The organism is Kitasatospora sp. NPDC048239 (assembly GCF_043202015.1).
Taxonomy (GTDB): Bacteria; Actinomycetota; Actinomycetes; order Streptomycetales; family Streptomycetaceae; genus Kitasatospora.
Genome location: NZ_JBICZP010000002.1, coordinates 371,573 through 387,833, shown reverse-complemented (window position 1 = coordinate 387,833; position 16,261 = coordinate 371,573). Strand labels below are relative to the sequence as shown.

Annotated in this window: 18 protein-coding genes; 8 read left to right on the top strand and 10 right to left on the bottom strand. The window is 73.9% G+C overall.

The window, feature by feature from the left end; genetic code table 11:
* Window positions 1-9: 9 nt before the first annotated feature.
* Window positions 10-972, bottom strand: a complete 963-nt coding sequence (locus tag ACGFZP_RS05890; RefSeq protein ID WP_392929006.1) for a DMT family transporter — start codon at window positions 970-972, stop codon at window positions 10-12.
* Between the two features lie 147 nt (window positions 973-1,119).
* On the opposite strand from ACGFZP_RS05890, the gene ACGFZP_RS05885 reads away from it, so the two are divergent.
* From ACGFZP_RS05885 to ACGFZP_RS05870, 4 genes are all read left to right on the top strand, one after another.
* The gene (locus ACGFZP_RS05885; RefSeq protein WP_392929005.1) at window positions 1,120-1,689 is read left to right on the top strand and encodes a hypothetical protein; all 570 of its coding nucleotides are present in this window, start codon (window positions 1,120-1,122) and stop codon (window positions 1,687-1,689) included.
* A gap of 215 nt (window positions 1,690-1,904) precedes the next feature.
* A complete protein-coding gene (locus ACGFZP_RS05880) occupies window positions 1,905-3,188 on the top strand; it encodes a magnesium transporter MgtE N-terminal domain-containing protein (RefSeq protein WP_392929003.1) in 1,284 nt (427 codons plus the stop codon).
* Between the two features lie 85 nt (window positions 3,189-3,273).
* Complete coding sequence (locus ACGFZP_RS05875) at window positions 3,274-3,840, top strand: DUF1003 domain-containing protein (RefSeq protein WP_392929661.1); 567 nt, start codon at window positions 3,274-3,276, stop codon at window positions 3,838-3,840.
* A 56-nt stretch (window positions 3,841-3,896) separates the two neighbouring features.
* The gene (locus tag ACGFZP_RS05870) at window positions 3,897-5,057 is read left to right on the top strand and encodes an Mrp/NBP35 family ATP-binding protein (protein ID WP_392929001.1); all 1,161 of its coding nucleotides are present in this window, start codon (window positions 3,897-3,899) and stop codon (window positions 5,055-5,057) included.
* 85 nt (window positions 5,058-5,142) lie between these two features.
* Here the strand turns inward: ACGFZP_RS05870 and ACGFZP_RS05865 are convergent, their stop codons facing one another.
* The 4 genes from ACGFZP_RS05865 to sigE form a co-directional block, all read right to left on the bottom strand.
* Window positions 5,143-5,817 carry a hypothetical protein gene (locus ACGFZP_RS05865; RefSeq protein WP_392928999.1) on the bottom strand — a complete coding sequence of 225 codons (675 nt, stop codon included), beginning with the start codon at window positions 5,815-5,817 and terminating at the stop codon, window positions 5,143-5,145.
* A 211-nt stretch (window positions 5,818-6,028) separates the two neighbouring features.
* Complete coding sequence (locus tag ACGFZP_RS05860) at window positions 6,029-6,472, bottom strand: sec-independent translocase (RefSeq protein ID WP_392928997.1); 444 nt, start codon at window positions 6,470-6,472, stop codon at window positions 6,029-6,031.
* A gap of 170 nt (window positions 6,473-6,642) precedes the next feature.
* A complete protein-coding gene (locus ACGFZP_RS05855; protein ID WP_392928995.1) occupies window positions 6,643-7,656 on the bottom strand; it encodes an anti-sigma factor family protein in 1,014 nt (337 codons plus the stop codon).
* Complete coding sequence (gene sigE / locus ACGFZP_RS05850) at window positions 7,653-8,390, bottom strand: RNA polymerase sigma factor SigE (RefSeq protein ID WP_392929659.1); 738 nt, start codon at window positions 8,388-8,390, stop codon at window positions 7,653-7,655. The genes ACGFZP_RS05855 and sigE overlap by 4 nt, the downstream gene beginning before the upstream one ends.
* Window positions 8,391-8,716: 326 nt before the next feature.
* Between sigE and ACGFZP_RS05845 the strand changes: the two genes are divergently transcribed.
* Window positions 8,717-9,325 (top strand): O-methyltransferase, encoded by a 609-nt coding sequence (locus ACGFZP_RS05845; RefSeq protein ID WP_392928993.1) that lies wholly within the window; start codon window positions 8,717-8,719, stop codon window positions 9,323-9,325.
* Window positions 9,326-9,461: 136 nt separating this feature from the next.
* Here the strand turns inward: ACGFZP_RS05845 and ACGFZP_RS05840 are convergent, their stop codons facing one another.
* A complete protein-coding gene (locus ACGFZP_RS05840) occupies window positions 9,462-9,629 on the bottom strand; it encodes a DUF3117 domain-containing protein (RefSeq protein WP_014137929.1) in 168 nt (55 codons plus the stop codon).
* A gap of 297 nt (window positions 9,630-9,926) precedes the next feature.
* Between ACGFZP_RS05840 and ACGFZP_RS05835 the strand changes: the two genes are divergently transcribed.
* Window positions 9,927-10,727: an enoyl-CoA hydratase-related protein gene (locus tag ACGFZP_RS05835; protein ID WP_392928991.1), complete on the top strand. Its 801-nt coding sequence runs from the start codon at window positions 9,927-9,929 to the stop codon at window positions 10,725-10,727.
* Between the two features lie 54 nt (window positions 10,728-10,781).
* On the opposite strand, the gene ACGFZP_RS05830 is transcribed toward ACGFZP_RS05835, so the two are convergent.
* Both ACGFZP_RS05830 and ACGFZP_RS05825 read right to left on the bottom strand, forming a co-directional pair.
* Window positions 10,782-11,387 (bottom strand): DNA-3-methyladenine glycosylase I, encoded by a 606-nt coding sequence (locus tag ACGFZP_RS05830; protein WP_392929657.1) that lies wholly within the window; start codon window positions 11,385-11,387, stop codon window positions 10,782-10,784.
* A gap of 47 nt (window positions 11,388-11,434) precedes the next feature.
* Entirely contained in the window at window positions 11,435-11,854 is a 420-nt protein-coding gene (locus ACGFZP_RS05825) for a DivIVA domain-containing protein (RefSeq protein WP_392928989.1), read from the bottom strand.
* Window positions 11,855-12,011: 157 nt separating this feature from the next.
* On the opposite strand from ACGFZP_RS05825, the gene folP reads away from it, so the two are divergent.
* Complete coding sequence (folP, locus tag ACGFZP_RS05820; RefSeq protein ID WP_392929656.1) at window positions 12,012-12,824, top strand: dihydropteroate synthase; 813 nt, start codon at window positions 12,012-12,014, stop codon at window positions 12,822-12,824.
* Window positions 12,825-12,881: 57 nt separating this feature from the next.
* On the opposite strand, the gene ACGFZP_RS05815 is transcribed toward folP, so the two are convergent.
* Window positions 12,882-13,691 carry a TIGR00730 family Rossman fold protein gene (locus ACGFZP_RS05815; RefSeq protein WP_392928987.1) on the bottom strand — a complete coding sequence of 270 codons (810 nt, stop codon included), beginning with the start codon at window positions 13,689-13,691 and terminating at the stop codon, window positions 12,882-12,884.
* A gap of 98 nt (window positions 13,692-13,789) precedes the next feature.
* A complete protein-coding gene (gene dapE / locus ACGFZP_RS05810) occupies window positions 13,790-14,863 on the bottom strand; it encodes a succinyl-diaminopimelate desuccinylase (RefSeq protein WP_392928984.1) in 1,074 nt (357 codons plus the stop codon).
* Between the two features lie 142 nt (window positions 14,864-15,005).
* Between dapE and ACGFZP_RS05805 the strand changes: the two genes are divergently transcribed.
* Window positions 15,006-16,034, top strand: a complete 1,029-nt coding sequence (locus ACGFZP_RS05805) for a hypothetical protein (RefSeq protein ID WP_392928982.1) — start codon at window positions 15,006-15,008, stop codon at window positions 16,032-16,034.
* Window positions 16,035-16,261: the final 227 nt, after the last annotated feature.

Here is a 16,261-nt window from a genome sequence, read left to right as displayed (position 1 = left end):
GCCCCGGCCTCAGGCGGCGTCCGGGCGGCGGCCGCCGCGGGCCACCAGGACCAGTCCGAGCAGGATCAGCACCACGGCCGGGTAGGCCGCCGCGGGCGGCCACTGGCCCAGCCAGAGCGCTGCGATCAGCGCGGCGCCCGGCGTCTCCAGCAGGATCGCGGTGGAGGTGACGGACGCGCCCAGGGTCCGCACCACCCGGTTGCTCAGCGAGTGCCCGAGCAGCTGCGCGGTGACCATCAGCAGCACGATCTGCCACCACACCGAGGCCGGCCAGCCGGACATCGGGGTGCCGGCCACCAGGCAGACCGCCAGCAGCACCACCGCCGTGGTGGCGTAGCAGACCAGGGTGTACGCGGTGGTGCTGACGGTCCTGCGGACCTCCGCGCCCAGCAGCATGTAGCCGGCCGCGGCGAGGCCCGCGCCGAGCGCCAGCGCGTCGCCGAGCAGGGCGCGCGGCGAGAGCGAGAGATCCACCCCGGTGAGCACCAGCACGCCGGCGAAGGCCACGCCCGTCCCGAGCCAGACCAGGCGCGGTGCCCGGACCCCGAGCAGCCGCATCAGCAGGATGGTCCAGAGCGGGGTGGTGGTGACCAGCGCGGTCGCCGAGGCCACCGACGTCATCCGCAGGCTCGGCATCCAGAGCGCGAAGTGGGCGGCGAGCAGCACCCCGGCCGCGATCGCCAGCAGCAGCGCCCGCCGGCCGATCCCGCGCAGCTCGCCGCGATGGCGCAGCAGCGCGTACGGGCCGAGCACGCCGACCGACATCACGTTGCGCCAGAACGCGATCGCCAGGGCGGGCGCGGCGGTGGCGCTGATCAGCGGTGCGGAGAGCGAGATGCCGGAGACGGAGACCGCGAGCAGCAGCAGGTCGACCCTGGGGAGCGGGTGCGGGGCGGCCGCGTCGGTCCGGCCCGGGGCGGGACGGTCGGGGGCGGCGGTCTCGGGCCTGGCGGCGGGCACGGCACTCCTCATGGATCGGGGTGGGTCCGGCTGGTTCGGGACGGGTCCGGCTCGGAGTTGATCCGGCCGCTCCTAAGGTAAGGCCCGTGCTGCCGCCATGGAACTGTCGCCCGCCGGGTGAGACACCCGGTGGACGCCGCAGGCCGTACGCTGTCGGCCATGGACCGTACGCCTGCCGCAGCCGCGACCGCCGACGACTTCCTCGACCGGGCCCTGTTGGAGGAGGCCGCGAAGAAGTCCGGCCTGCTCTGGGTGCGCGCGGACGGTCAGGAGCAGAGCCGGGCGCTCTGGCACGCCTGGCACGACGGCGCGGTGGTGGTGGTCGGCGACGGCGCCGAACAGCCGCTGCACGGGCTCACCGCCGGCGCGGGCGCGGTGGTGACCGTCCGCAGCAAGGACAAGGGCGGCCGGCTGACCGGCTGGTCGGCCCGGGTCTGCGAGCCGGCCCCGCAGAGCGAGGCCTGGCTCGGCGCGGTCGAGGAGCTCAAGGGCAAGCGGCTGAACGCGCCCGACACCGACACCATCGCCGACCGCTGGGCCCGCGAGTGCCGGGTGCTGCGGCTGGAGCCGGTCGGCGCGCTCACCGAGCACCCGGGCGCCATGCCGGACGGCTCGCACGCCGCCGCCCCGATGCCCACCGCCGCCACCACACGCCTGCCGATCCCGGCCGGCCTGCCCAGGCTGCTCTTCAAGCGCCGCAAGGGCCAGGGCGCCTCCTCGGCCAAGTAGCTCTTCACCTCCCTCCTCCCGGGCGCCCACGGCATCGGACCGACCGGCCTCCCGTGCAGGCCGGCGGCCCGGTCAGGGGCTCCCCGGGCGGCGCTCCGCGGCCCGCCGCACGGCCGCGGCTCACCGGGCCGGGCCAGGGGTGCGCGGGTAGCCTTGGCCGCGGGGCGCGCCCGCTCGCGCCCGTCCGTCGGGCATCGAGCGAGTCGAGGGAGTCCATGGCAGGGCCAGGCACCCGGGTCTTCATCTCGCACCTCTCCGGCGTCGCCGTCTTCGACCCGAACGGCGACCAGGTCGGCCGGGTCCGCGACGTGGTCGTCTCGCTGCGCCTGGGCGGGCGCCCGCCCCGGGTGCTCGGGCTGGTGGCCGAGGTGGTCGGCCGGCGCCGGATCTTCCTGCCGATGACCAGGGTGACCAGCCTTGAATCCGGTCAGGTGCTCACCACCGGGGTGATCAACATGCGGCGCTTCGAGCAGCGCCCGTCCGAGACCCTCGTCCTCGGCGAACTGCTCGACCGCACCGTCACCCGGGTGAAGACCGACGAGGACGTCACCGTCCTGGACATCGCGATGGTGCAGACCCGGCTGCGCGAGTGGGAGATCAGCAAGGTCTTCGTCCAGGTCGGCCGGCCCGGCCGGCTGCGCAAGTCCCGGGGCGAGACGCTCACCCTGGACTGGAAGGCCGTCACCGGCTTCGCCCTCCGCGAGGAGGACCAGGGCGCCGCCAACCTGCTGGCCACCTTCGACCAGCTCCGCCCGGCCGACCTCGCCAACGTCATGCACCACCTCTCCGCCAAGCGCCGCGCCGAGGTGGCCGCCGCGCTCGACGACGAACGGCTCGCCGACGTCCTGGAGGAGCTGCCCGAGGACGACCAGGTCGAGATCATCGGCAAGCTGAAGGACGAGCGCGCCGCCGACGTCCTGGAGGCGATGGACCCGGACGACGCCGCCGACCTGCTCTCCGAACTGCCCGGCGAGGAGGCCGAGCGGCTGCTCCAGCTGATGGAGCCGGACGAGGCCGAGCCGGTCCGCCGCCTGCTGACCTACGAGGAGGACACCGCCGGCGGCCTGATGACCACCGAGCCGATCGTGCTGGAGCCGGACGCCACCGTCGCCGAGGCGCTCGCCCGGGTCCGGGTCTCCGACCACAAGCCGGCGCTGGCCGCGCAGATCTTCGTCTGCCGCCCGCCGAACGAGACCCCGACCGGCAAGTACCTGGGCACCGTGCACTTCCAGCGGCTGCTGCGCGAACCCCCGTACACCCTGGTCGGCTCGCTGGTGGACGACGACCTGGACCCGCTGCCGCCGAACACCCCGCTGCCGCTGATCACCAGCTACCTGGCCACGTACAACATGGTCGCCGCTCCGGTCGTCGACGAGGCCGACCACCTGCTCGGCGCGGTGACCGTCGACGACGTGCTCGACCACCTGCTGCCCGACGACTGGCGCGAGGCCGCCCTGCACGGACTGGACGACGAGAGAGAGGTGGCCGGTGGACGCTGACCGCAAGGGCCGACGGGACGACTCCCCCCGCCAGCGCCTGCAGGGCGAGCTGCGCCAGCTCCGCCAGCTGCGCGAACTGCGCGAACTGCGGGCCCGCGAGGGCGGTCGCGTCCAGCGCGCCGAGGCCGTCGCCGCCGGCCCCGCCCGCGCCCGGCTCGACCAGCCTCGCACCGCCCGCCCCGGCCTGATCACCCTGCCCGCCTACGACCCGGAGGCGTTCGGCAAGCTCTCCGAGCGGATCGCGCGCTTCCTCGGCACCGGGCGGTTCATCGTCTGGATGACGATCGTGGTGGTCGCCTGGGTCGGCTGGAACACCGTGCTGCCGGACGAGGTGCACTTCGACGACTACCCGTTCATCTTCCTCACCCTGATGCTCTCGCTGCAGGCCTCGTACGCGGCCCCGCTGATCCTGCTCGCGCAGAACCGCCAGGACGACCGGGACCGCGTCAACATGGAGCAGGACCGCGCCCGCAGCGACCGCAACATCGCCGACACCGAGTACCTGACCCGCGAGGTGGCCGCGCTGCGGCAGGGTCTCGGCGAGGTCGCGACCCGCGCCTTCATCGCCTCTGAGCTGAGCGGCATCCGCTCCGAACTCCAGGCCCTGCTCAGGGAGATCGACGAGCGCCGGGAGACCTCCGAGGCGCTGTGACCCTCGGCACGCTACCGACGGGTTAAGGGGCACCGCCAGCGCCGTACCATCAAGGCATGGCCAACGAGACAGAGGTCGCGGCCGGCGTCACGGAGGACTCCGTACGCCAGGCGCTGGCGACTGTGAACGACCCGGAGATCAACCGCCCGATCACCGAGATCGGCATGGTGAAATCGGTCGAGATCGCCGAGGGCGGCGCGGTGCGCGTCGCGGTCTACCTGACCGTCTCGGGCTGTCCGATGCGCGACACCATCGTCACCCGGGTGACCGAGGCGGTCGGCAGGATCCCCGGGGTGACCGGCGTCGAGGTCGAGCTCGACGTGATGAGCGACGAGCAGCGCAAGGAGCTCTCCCAGCTGCTGCGCGGCGGCGCCCCCGAGCGGGAGATCCCGTTCGCCAAGCCCGGCACGCTGACCCGCGTCTACGCCGTCGCCTCCGGCAAGGGCGGCGTCGGCAAGTCCTCGGTGACGGTCAACCTCGCGGCGGCGATGGCCGCGGACGGTCTGAAGGTCGCCGTGGTGGACGCCGACATCTACGGCCACAGCGTGCCGCGCATGCTGGGCGTCGAGGGCCGGCCGACCCAGGTCCAGGACATGATCATGCCGCCCCAGGCGAACGGCGTGAAGGTCATCTCGATCGGCATGTTCACCCCCGGCAACGCCCCGGTCGTCTGGCGCGGCCCGATGCTGCACCGCGCGCTGCAGCAGTTCCTGGCCGACGTCTACTGGGGCGACCTGGACGTCCTGCTGCTGGACCTGCCGCCCGGCACCGGCGACATCGCGATCTCGGTGGCCCAGCTGGTCCCCAACGCGGAGATCCTGATCGTCACCACCCCGCAGATGGCCGCCGCCGAGGTGGCCGAGCGGGCCGGCACCATCGCGGTGCAGACCCACCAGAAGATCGTCGGCGTGATCGAGAACATGGCCGGCATGCCCTGTCCGCACTGCGACGAGGTCATCGACGTGTTCGGCACCGGCGGCGGCCAGACCGTCGCCGAGGCCCTCACCCGCACCGTCGGCGCCACCGTGCCGGTGCTCGGCTCGATCCCGATCGACGTCCGCCTGCGCGAGGGCGGCGACGACGGCCGCCCGGTCGTCCTGGCCGCCCCCGACTCCCCCGCCGGCGCCGCCCTGCGCGCCGTCGCCGGCAAGCTCGGCGGCCGCCAGCGCGGCCTCTCCGGCCTCTCCCTCGGCCTCACCCCGAAGAACAAGTTCTGATCCTGCGGTCGTCGGACGGGCCGGGCGGGTACGCCCGGCCCGTCGGCGTTTGCGCCCGGGCGCCGCGGGGCCGGGCCCGGGCGGGCTATGGCCGGGTGTAGGCCGAGAGGTCGGGGACGGTGGAGAAGCCGGCTCCGTAGGCGCTGACGCCGCGGCCGAAGGCGCCGAGGAGGACGCCGGGGGCCTCGCCGGCCAGGACCCAGCCGTACTCGGACTCGCGGTAGCGGAAGGGCTGCGGCAGGCCGTTCACCGGGAGGCTAAGGGTGGACCAGCCGGGGCCGGCCAGGTCGTCGGCGAGGTCCCAGGCGAGCGAGCTCTGCTGGTCCAGCCAGTCCTGGCGCAGCGCCCGGTCCAGCTGGCCCGGCCAGGTGGCGGCGAGCAGGCCGGAGCCGGCCAGCCAGGCGGCGGAGGACGCCGAGGTGGCCTCCAGCGTGCCGGTGTTGTCGGCGCTGCGCCGGCTGTCCCGGCGGGCCACCGTGACGACCACGGCGAACCTGCGCACGTCGCGCGGCTCGTAGTGCCTGGCCGGCTCCTCGCCGTGGCCGAGGGTGCCGTAGTCGACGCTGCCGCCCGCCCCGGAGCGCGGACCGCCCGCGCCGGCCTGCATCAGGTAGCGGCGGCCGGTCCAGCCGTCGTCCAGGCCGTACCAGGGGAAGTCCGCCGACAGGTAGGGCACCAGCGGGTCGGCCGGGCCGGCCTGCCCGCCGACCATCGGGCCACCGGCCGTCGCCGTCCCCACCGCATGACTCGTCGCGTCCATCCCCGGACCTCCTCAACGCACGTTTGCCTGCCGTGGCGCGCTCCCATCGTGGCGCACCCCGGCGTCCCCGCCGGGCGTCTTCGGTCCGGAACGGACCGGAAAGTGACAGACGGCACAGCGGGAACAATCAGCACAATAGCGGCGGACACGCCACCGCCCCGGCCAGCCGTGCGGCCGGGCGGGGCGGTGGCGTCGTCGCGACGACGTGGGATCAGGTGGCGTCCGGGTCGAACGGGGGGCGCTCGCCGGGCTGCAGCGGGGCGCCGGAGGCGGCGGCCGCCGGGGCCGGGACACCGGACTTGTCCATGCTCACCGTGCCGGACCGGCCGTTCACGGTGGCGGCCGGCTTGTCGTCCAGCACCGACCGGATGTCCAGGCTGTCCCGCATCTCCTTGAGGCCCAGCGGGTCCTCCTGGCCGCCCATGAGCTGCTTGCGGACGAACGTCTTGGGGTGGAGGTCCTCGAACTCGAAGTCCTTGAACTCGGGACCGAGTTCGCTGCGGATGTCCGCCTTCGCGTCGTCGGCGAAGGCCCGGACCTTCCGGATGAAGCCCATCGTGTCCTGGATCATCTTCGGGAGCTTGTCCGGGCCGAAGATGACGATGGCCATGATGACCAGGGTCAGGATCTCCAGGGCGCCTACGTCGCTGAACACCCAAACTCCCTAGCTCGGCGGACGACGGTTCCTACAGGGTAATGGCCACCAGCGGTTTCGTACCCCACGGTGTGATGAAGCCGTGGTGAAGACCCGCCGATGATCAAGGCCGTCCCGACCGGTGGGCGAGGAGCCCTCCAGGGCCTCTCCCTCGACCCGGAAGACAGGCTCTAGCGGTTCTCGTGGTGCAGCCCGGCGATGCCGGTGCTCGGGGTGCGGTACGACCCGTCGTAGGGCGGGAACGCGCTGCGGGTGGCCGCCACCGGGCGGACCGGGAAGTCCACCGGGACCTGGGCGTTCATCGGGACGTGTCCGCCGCCGCGGCCGGTGTCGCCGACCGGGCTGACCGAGGTGCCCTGCTGCTCGCCGTTCTGGGCCGCGAAGGAGCCGACCCCGCCGAGCGTCACCGCGGCGACCGAGAAGGCCCCGGCGGCGGCGAAGACGAACCGGCGCCCGCGCGGCGCGCTCTGCCGGACCATGGCGAGCCCGGTCGACGCGGCGGCGGGCCGGGGCTGCGGCTGGGCGGGCCCGGCGGGCCGGCCGGTACGGCGGCCCATCAGCGGGCGCAGCACCGAGCCGCCGCGCCCGAACGCCCTGGGGTCGACCCCCGGCAGCGGCGCGTCGGCGCCGAGCGCGCCCGCGCCGAAGGAGGCGCCCGCGCCCCGGCCGAAGGAGCCGCCGTTGAGCCGGCTGCCGCCGAGCGTGCCGCTCGCGGCCACCCCGCCGCCGGGCAGGTCGTCGTCGTCCCGGTGGGGCCGCTCGGGCGGCAGCTGGTCGTCCTGGAGGGTGCCGACGGCCATCAGCCGGGCCATCAGCGCCGAGGACGGGCCGGGGGTGCCGGTGTGGGTCAGCAGGTGCTTGACGGCGCGGCCCTCGTCGGCCTCGGCGAGGCACTGCGGACAGGTGGCCAGGTGCGCCTGGACGCGGTCGCGCGAGTCGTGGCCGAGTTCGCCGTCGACGAAGGAGGAGAGCCGCTCCCCGAGGTGGTGCTCCTCGACGGGCTCGGCGGGCCGTACGGCCACGGCGCGCAGCGTCGGCTCACCCGGCGGCGGCTCGGCGGGCAGCAGGGGTGCGTCCGGGCCGTCGTGGCCCCTGCGCCCGGGCAGCGCCCAGCCGCCCCGCCGGGCCGCGGCCCGGCTGGAGGCGTCCGGCTGGCCCGGTCCCGACCGGCCGGTTCCGCTCACGACCGCCTCCGTCCACGCCCGCCCGGCGCGCCCGCCTCACCGGCGGCGGCGCCGACCGGCACCGGCTCCTCGGAGCCGCCCCGGCGCTCCCGGCCGGGGGCCGCGCCGGGGGCGCGGTGCTTGAGCGCGGCGCGCAGGTGGGAGCGGCCGCGGTGGATGCGGCTGCGGACGGTGCCGAGCTTGACGCCCAGGGTCGCGGCGATCTCCTCGTAGGAGAGGCCCTCGATGTCGCACAGCACCACGGCGGCGCGGAACTCCGGCGCGAGGGTGTCCAGCGCCTGCTGGACGTCGGCGTCGAAGTGGGTGTCGCTGAAGTGCTGGGCCGGGCTCGGCTCGCGGCTGGCCAGGCGCTCGGCGGCGTCGTCGCCCAGGGCGTCGAAGCGGATGCGCTGGCGGCGGCGGACCATGTCCAGGAAGAGGTTGGTGGTGATCCGGTGCAGCCAGCCCTCGAACGTGCCGGGGGTGTACGTGGACAGCGAGCGGAAGACCCGGACGAAGACCTCCTGGGTGAGGTCCTCGGCGTCGTGCTGGTTACCCGTCAGGCGGTAGGCGAGGCGGTAGACGCGGGCGCTGTGCGCCTCGACGATCTCCTCCCACGAGGGCGGAGTCCAGCTCTGCGCGTCGGGGCCCTCGGTGAAGGTCGCGAGGGCGGCGGGGGCCTCGGCGGTACCGGCGGCCGGCGTCACGGTCGCGGCGGCCGACTGGTCCAGGGTGGAGTGCGCGGGCTGGTTCATCACGGGCTTCGGCGTACGGGCCGACGTGGTGCCGCGGATGTGCCGCCGCACAGGGACGTCGCCCTCGGCCACACCTCCTCGGTCGGCTCTTCTGCCCAGCAGGGCCACCACCATATCCACCTCACCCGTCAAGCCCGGATAAAAGTGCCCGGGGGTATCCGAAAGGCGTCCGTTCACCCGGTCCCAGTTCCACCAACGGCCCGCCGCCGTACGCGGTTCCCGGTCGGCCAGTAATCTGTGGCAGGAAATATCGACATCCCCTCGGCACCGGGCCGCCACCCGGGGCTCCGAAAGAGGCAGCCATCAGCGAGTTCGGGCCCGCGCGCGTGGCCCTCTCCGACACCTTCGTCGGCGAGGACGCGGTGTTGACCTACGCCCGGGCGCAGGCGGCGCGTACCGGGATCAAGGCGATCGGGCCGGGCGGCGGGGCCTGTCTGCGGCTGCTGGCGGCCGCGCTGGACGCCAAGGCGGTCGCCGAGATCGGCACCGGGACGGGCGTCTCGGGGGTCTATCTGCTGCGCGGGATGCGGCCGGACGGCGTGCTCACCACGGTGGACTCCGAGCCGGTGCGCCAGCAGCTGGCCCGGGAGGCGTACCAGGCGGCCGGGTTCGCGGCGAACCGGTCCCGGTTCATACCGGGCCGGGCGCTGGACGTACTGCCCCGGCTGGCGGACGGCCAGTACGACCTGGTGTTCTGCGACGGGGATCCGGCGGAGTCGCGGGAGTACCTGGCGGAGTCGCTGCGGCTGCTGCGGCCGGGCGGGATGGTCTGCTTCGAGGGCGTCTTCCAGGAGGGCCGGCTGACCGAGCCGGACGTGCAGGACCCGCCGACGCACGCCGTCCGGGACCTGCTCCGGGACGTGCGGGAGAGCGAGTCGCTGCTGCCGGCGCTGCTGCCGGTCTCCGACGGGCTGCTCTGCGCGGTCAAGCGCTGACGAGCCCGGGGGCCCGTCGAGTCACCGCGCCACCGGGTGCGAGGCCCGGGGCGGGAACCCGAAGGGCCCGGGTCGACGTGGTGTCGTACCCGGGCCCGGTGGCACATCTCCAGGAGATGGGGAGCACCCGCTGCGGTCAGCCGCAGGCCTTCTTCAGGGCCTCGCCGAGGGCGTCGGCCTCGTCAGGCGTGAGCTCCACCACAAGGCGTCCGCCGCCTTCGAGCGGAACGCGCATGATGATGCCCCGCCCCTCTTTGGTGACTTCGAGCGGGCCGTCACCCGTCCGCGGCTTCATGGCCGCCATGCTCGTTCCCCTTCCTGCAACCGCTCAGCTACGCACCGGCAGTCCGTCCACCGCCGGTATCGAACGCATTGATCGGAAGCCATTATCCCGCATGCCACGGCCTGATGACCAACATCACTCTCGGTGCAACCACGGCCGGACCGCCCCCAAGCGCCACATTTCCCGCCATAAGCCCCGGCGCGGCGGCGCTCCGTACGCCACCGGAAGGTGCGATACCTCACACTCCCCACCCGGCCGTACGCTCCGGCATCCTGACACACGACCGACCCCACGACGATCACTAGGGAGCCCTCGCCCATGTCCGATTCCGTGCTCTACGAGCTGGACGGCGGCCTGGCCGTCATCACCATCAACCGCCCGGAGGCGATGAACGCGCTGGACGTCGCGACCAAGGTGGCGCTGCGGGACACCGTGGCGGCCGCCGCCGAGGACCCCGCGGTCCGGGCCGTGCTGCTCACCGGCGCGGGCGAGCGGGCGTTCTGCGTCGGGCAGGACCTCAAGGAGCACCTGGGCCTGCTCAAGCGGGCCGAGGAGACCGGCGAGGGCGCGCTGAAGACCGTCGCCGAGCACTACAACCCGCTGGTGCGGGCGCTGGCGGGCATGCGCAAGCCGACCGTCGCGGCGGTCGGCGGGGTTGCGGCAGGGGCTGGCGCCTCGCTGGCCTTCGCCTGCGACTTCCGGATCGTCGCGGACACGGCGGGCTTCAACACGGCCTTCGCCGGGATCGCGCTGACCGCCGACTCGGGCGCCTCCTGGACGCTGCCGCGGCTGGTCGGGCACGCCAAGGCGACCGAGCTGCTGATGCTGCCGCGCACCGTGAAGGCCACCGAGGCGATGGAGCTGGGCCTGGCCACCAAGGTGGTGCCGGCCGCCGAGCTGGCCGCCACCGCCCGGGTGTTCGCCAAGGAGCTGGCCGAGGGCCCGACGGTGGCCTTCGGCGCCATCAAGGAGTCGCTGGCCTACGGCGCCGCGCACACGCTGAGTGAGCTGCTCGACAAGGAGGACGAGCTGCAGACCCTGGCGGGCGACAGCGAGGACCACCGGATCGCGGTCCGCGCCTTCATCGCCAAGGAGAAGCCGAAGTACCTGGGGCGCTAGGGCCGGGCTTAGGGTCCGTCAAGCCCCGGGGCCGGACAGGGCCCAGGACAGGGCCTAGCGCGGGTCGAGGGCGGTGCGGACGTGGCAGTCCGCCAGGTGGTCGTCGACCAGGCCGCAGGCCTGCATCAGCGCGTAGGCGGTGGTCGGGCCGACGAAGCGGAAGCCCTCCTTCTTCAGCGCCTTCGCCAGTGCCGTCGACTCGGGCGTGACGGCCGGCACCTCGCTCAGCGCGCGGGGGGCCGGCCGGTCCGGGTCGCCGGCGAACCGCCAGATCAGGGCGTCCAGGCCACCGTCGAGGTCACGCGCGACCTTGGCGTTGGCGATGGACGCCTCGATCTTGGCGCGGTTGCGGATGATGCCGGTGTCGGTGAGCAGCCGCTCGACGTCGGCCGGGCCGTACTCGGCCACCTTGGCGATCTCGAAGCCGGCGAACGCGGCCCGGAAGCCCTCCCGGCGCCGCAGGATGGTGATCCAGGACAGCCCGGACTGGAAGGCCTCCAGGCAGACCCGCTCGAACAGGGCGTCGTCGCCGTGCACCGGGCGGCCCCACTCGGTGTCGTGGTAGACCCGGTAGTCGTCGGCCGAATCGCCCCAGGCGCAGCGGCGCAGGCCGTCCGGGCCGAGCACGGCGCCGTCGGACGGCTCCGCGGACCCCTGCACGGGCGCCTGGGCGGGCGACTGCGCGGCGGGCTCGGCGAGCGGTTCGCTCACTGCTCCTGCACCGGCTTCGCGTCCTCGGGCTCCTTGGTGAGGGTCGCCACCGGCTCGACCACCCTGGCGAACTCCTCCAGGCCGGGCAGCGGTTCGGCGCCCGTGTCCGGGCCGCCGGCCTCGACCGCGCCGCGCAGCGTGGCGGCCGCCTCCAGCTCGGCGATCCGGGAGTCCCGGTAGGCGAGTTCGGCGCCGAGGCGGTCGAGGACGTCGTCCACCTCGTCCATCCGGTAGCCGCGCACGGCCATCGGCAGCCGGATCCCGTCCACGTCGTCCCGGCTGAGCGGACGGTCCTGCGGAAGCCGCGCCGCGATCCGGTCGTGCACCGCCTCCGGCAGTGAGCCGCCCCCGCCCAGCGCCACCAGCGCGGCGCCGCCGACCACCACGGCCATGGCCACCACGATCACCCAGAACACGAGCTGTCCTCCCGACTTCCCGGCCGGCCTCGGTACAAGTGGGATCATGGTTCCCGGTAGGCCGGGGGCCATCATCGCACCCGCAGCAGCTGTGGAGGAGACATCGGTGGCACTGCGTCTGGGACCTCGGGAATTCGCCGACGACGAGCTGGTGATCATGGCGATCGTCAACCGCACCCCGGACTCCTTCTTCGACAAGGGGGCCACCTTCGCCGACGAGGCGGCGTTCGCCGCCGCGGACCGGGCGATGGCCGAGGGTGCGGCGATCCTGGACATCGGCGGGGTGAAGGCGGGGCCGGGCGACGAGGTCACCGTCGAGGAGGAGCTGCGGCGCACGGTGCCGTTCGTGGCGGAGCTGCGCAAGCGCCACCCGGAGGCCGTGATCAGCGTGGACACCTGGCGGCACGAGGTCGGCGAGGCGGTCTGCGAGGTGGGCGCGGACCTGCTGAACGACGCCTGGGGCGGGGTGGACCCGCGGCTGGCCGAGGTGGCCGCGCGCCACGACGTCGGGCTGGTCTGCACCCACGCGGGCGGCGCCGAGCCGCGCACCCGGCCGCACCGGGTGGGCTACCAGGACGTGATGGCGGACATCCTGCGGGTCACCGTCGGGCTGGCCGAGCGGGCGGTGGGCCTCGGGGTGCGCCGGGACGCGCTGATCATCGATCCGGGGCACGACTTCGGCAAGAACACCCGGCACTCGCTGGAGGCCACCCGGCGGCTGCCGGAGATGACCGCGACCGGGTTCCCGGTGCTGGTCTCGCTCTCCAACAAGGACTTCGTCGGGGAGACCCTGGACAGGCCGGTGAACGAGCGGCTGCTCGGCACCCTGGCGACCACGGCGGTCTCGGCCTGGCTGGGCGCCCAGGTGTACCGGGTGCACCAGGTCGCGGAGACCCGCCAGGTGCTGGACATGGTCGCCTCGATCCGGGGCACCCGCCCCCCGGCGGTCGCCCGCCGGGGGCTGGCCTGATCCTTCGGGGCCCGGCTCGAACGGACCCGGGCCCGGCCGGACCCCGCGGCCTGGACCCTAGATCTCGTGGGCCGGCCGACGGGCGTCGGCGAGGATCTTCATGACCTCGTCGATGTCGTCGGTGATCTGGAACAGCTCCAGGTCGTGCGGGGCCGCCTTGCCCTGCGCGACCAGGGTGTTCTTCAGCCAGTCGAAGAGCCCGCCCCAGTACTCGCTGCCGAACAGGATCACCGGGAAGCGGGTGACCTTCTTCGTCTGCACCAGGGTGAGCGCCTCGAACAGCTCGTCCAGCGTGCCGAGGCCGCCGGGCAGCACCACGAAGCCCTGGGCGTACTTCACGAACATCGTCTTGCGGACGAAGAAGTAACGGAAGTTCAGCCCCAGGTCGACGAACTCGTTGAGCCCCTGCTCGAAGGGCAGCTCGATGCCGAGGCCCACGCTCAGGCCGCCGGCCTCCGAGGCGCCGCGGTTGGCCGCCTCCATCGCACCCGGGCCGCCGCCGGTGACCACCGCGTAGCCGGCCTCGGCCAGCGCGCGGCCGATCGCCACGCCCGCCGCGTACTCGGGCGAGTCGATCGACGTCCGGGCGGAGCCGAAGACGCTGATCGCGGGCGGGAGTTCGGCCAGCGCGCCGAAGCCCTCGACGAACTCGGACGTGATCCGCAGCACCCGCCACGGGTCGGTGTGCAGCCAGTCCGTCGGGCCGGTGGTGTCCAGCAGGCGCTGGTCCGTCGTGCTGGTGCCGACCTGGTCCCGGCGCACCAGCACCGGGCCCTTCTGCTTCTCGGGCCACGACCTCTTCGGGCGCGGCTCCCCCACCTGCTCAGGGCCGTGTCCGTAGTGCTTTTCGTCTCCTGTGCCTGTCATGACGAAACCCTACGCCCGCCGATCCCGGTTTTCAGGCAACGGCGGAAGGTCGGTTGGGCAACCGGAAGATGGCGTTCGGCCGCTGGCCGGTGTCCAAGTCAGGCGGTCAGCCAGGCGCGCAGCCGCTCCTCGGTCTCGGCGATGGCGGCGAGCGAGCAGTGCTCGTCCCGCTTGTGCGCCATGTTCGGGTCGCCGGGGCCGTAGTTGACCGCGGGGACGCCGAGCGCGCTGAACCGGGCGACGTCGGTCCAGCCGAACTTGGCCCGGGCGACGCCGCCGGTGGCCGCCAGGAAGGCCTGCGCGGCAGGCTGGGAGAGGCCGGGCAGGGCGCCCGGGGCGGAGTCGGTGACGGTCACCTCGAAGCCGCTGAAGACCTCCCGTACGTGCTTCTCGGCGTCCGCCTCGCTGCGGTCCGGCGCATAGCGGAAGTTGACCGTCACCACGCACTCGTCGGGGATGACGTTGCCGGCCACGCCGCCGTCGATGCGGACCGCGTTGAGGCCCTCGCGGTACTCCAGGCCGTCGATCTCCACCCGGCGCGGCTCGTACCGGGCGAGTCGGCCGAGCACCTCGGCGGCGTGATGGATGGCGTTGTCGCCGAGCCAGCTGCGGGCGGAGTGGGCGCGCACGCCGGTCAGCCGGACCTGCACCCGCAGGGTCCCCTGGCAGCCGCCCTCGACGGTGGCGCCGCTGGGCTCCATCAGCACGGCGAGGTCGGCGGCCAGCCAGTCCGGGTGCTCGGCGACCAGGTGGCCGAGGCCGTTGCGGTGGGCCTCGACCTCCTCGCAGTCGTAGAACACGAAGGTGAGGTCGCGGTTGGGCTCGGGCAGGGTGGCGGCCAGCCGCAGCTGCACGGCCACGCCGGACTTCATGTCGGAGGTGCCGCAGCCGTACAGCAGGTCGCCCTCGACGTGGGACGGCACGTTGTCGGCGATCGGCACGGTGTCCAGGTGCCCGGCGAGCAGGACCCGCTCGGCGCGGCCGAGGTTCGTCCGGGCGACCACGTTGTTGCCGTACCGGTCGACGGTGAGGTGCGGGTGGGCGCGCAGGGCGGCCTCCACCGCGTCGGCGAGCGCCTGCTCGTCGCCGCTCTCCGACGGGAAGTCGACGAGCCGGGCGGTCAGCGTGCCGCCGTCGAGGGTGAGGTCCAGGGGTGCGTTCGGGCTGCTCATGGTCGTCCAGCCTAGACCCGGGGCCGGTCGCGGAGCCGTGCCCCGGGGCGGCCGCGGGGCCCCGTCGCAGAACCATCGGCGCCGTACACCCGTCCGAGTGGGTACGGTGTCGGATCAAGGAGCACGGTGGAGAGGGGCGGCGGTGGCCAGGAGGAAGAGCGGCGGGCAGGGCGACGAGTCGGCGCCCGCGCGTCGTCGCAGGCCGCTGCGGGCGGTGCTGATCGGCCTGTTGGTGCTGGCGGTGGTCGCGGTCGGCCTGTACTGGCTGCGCGACCAGAAGCTCACCCCCGAGGGCTGCTCGGTGAAGACCCCGGCGGGCGAGGGCACGCTGGAGATCCCGCAGGCGGCCAACGCGGCGACGATCGCCGCCGTGGCGCACGCGCGCGGGCTGCCCGACCGGGCGGTGACGATCTCGCTGGCGACGGCGATGCAGGAGTCCAAGATCCGCAACCTGTCGGGCGGCGACCGGGACTCGGTCGGCCTGTTCCAGCAGCGGCCCTCGCAGGGCTGGGGCACGGTGGAGCAGATCCAGGACCCGGTCTACGCGACCAACAAGTTCCTGGACGGCCTGGTCAAGGTGCCCGGCTACACCCGGCTGCCGCTGACCGACGCGGCCCAGCAGGTGCAGAAGAGCGGCTACCCGCAGGCGTACGCCAAGCACGAGACCAAGGCGACCCTGCTGGCCTCGGCGCTCACCGGCCGCGAGGGCGCCGCGCTGAACTGCGTGGTGCACGACTTCGCCGAGCCGGAGCCGGCCGAGGAGGCCGCCCCGCCGGCCGCTTCGGGCACCGCCTCCCCCGCGGGCACCGCCGCGCCGGCCGGCCGGCCGGACCGGACCCAGGCGCTGACCGACCGGGTGCGCCGCGAGTTCGGCCGGACGGTGACCCCGGCGGCCGGGTACAGCTCCACCGTCAAGGGCGCGGAGAACGCCGTCTCGCTCACCCCCGAGCCGAACACCAGCACCGACGCCGGCCCGGACGCCGAACGGCAGAACGGCTGGGCGGTCGCGCACTGGGCGGTCGCGCAGGCCCAGCAGCTGGGTATCGAGACGGTCGCGTACGACGGCCGGATCTGGCGGAAGGCCAAGTCCGAGGACGGCTGGAAGCCGCAGCCGACCGGCACCTCGACCAAGCTGGTGCAGGTCTCGCTGACGACCTCGGGGAAGAGCTGACCGCCGGTTGACGCACTGGTGAGCGGATCACCGCCGAACGGGTGATTCGGGTCAACCTGGGTGGACGGACGGGTACGCACCGACCACCGGTGCGCAGAACCGTCACTTCCCTTGGCGCGCAGCCCGTTCCCGGCCCCGGCCGGACGGGCTGCGACGGCCGTTCTGCGGTCATACCGTCCGATCGTCGGTAAGACCCTTTCCTTGCACCGACCGAAACCTTCTGGCTT

Coding starts and splice junctions, on each gene's coding strand:
- ACGFZP_RS05885 (WP_392929005.1), top strand. CDS start 1,120: ATGGACCGTACGCCTGCCGCAGCCGCGACCGCCGACGACTTCCTCGAC.
- dapE (WP_392928984.1), bottom strand. CDS start 14,863: ATGAGCAGCCCGAACGCACCCCTGGACCTCACCCTCGACGGCGGCACG.
- ACGFZP_RS05865 (WP_392928999.1), bottom strand. CDS start 5,817: ATGGACGCGACGAGTCATGCGGTGGGGACGGCGACGGCCGGTGGCCCG.
- ACGFZP_RS05890 (WP_392929006.1), bottom strand. CDS start 972: ATGAGGAGTGCCGTGCCCGCCGCCAGGCCCGAGACCGCCGCCCCCGAC.
- sigE (WP_392929659.1), bottom strand. CDS start 8,390: ATGAACCAGCCCGCGCACTCCACCCTGGACCAGTCGGCCGCCGCGACC.
- ACGFZP_RS05880 (WP_392929003.1), top strand. CDS start 1,905: ATGGCAGGGCCAGGCACCCGGGTCTTCATCTCGCACCTCTCCGGCGTC.
- ACGFZP_RS05840 (WP_014137929.1), bottom strand. CDS start 9,629: ATGGCGGCCATGAAGCCGCGGACGGGTGACGGCCCGCTCGAAGTCACC.
- folP (WP_392929656.1), top strand. CDS start 12,012: ATGGCGATCGTCAACCGCACCCCGGACTCCTTCTTCGACAAGGGGGCC.
- ACGFZP_RS05870 (WP_392929001.1), top strand. CDS start 3,897: ATGGCCAACGAGACAGAGGTCGCGGCCGGCGTCACGGAGGACTCCGTA.
- ACGFZP_RS05835 (WP_392928991.1), top strand. CDS start 9,927: ATGTCCGATTCCGTGCTCTACGAGCTGGACGGCGGCCTGGCCGTCATC.
- ACGFZP_RS05815 (WP_392928987.1), bottom strand. CDS start 13,691: ATGACAGGCACAGGAGACGAAAAGCACTACGGACACGGCCCTGAGCAG.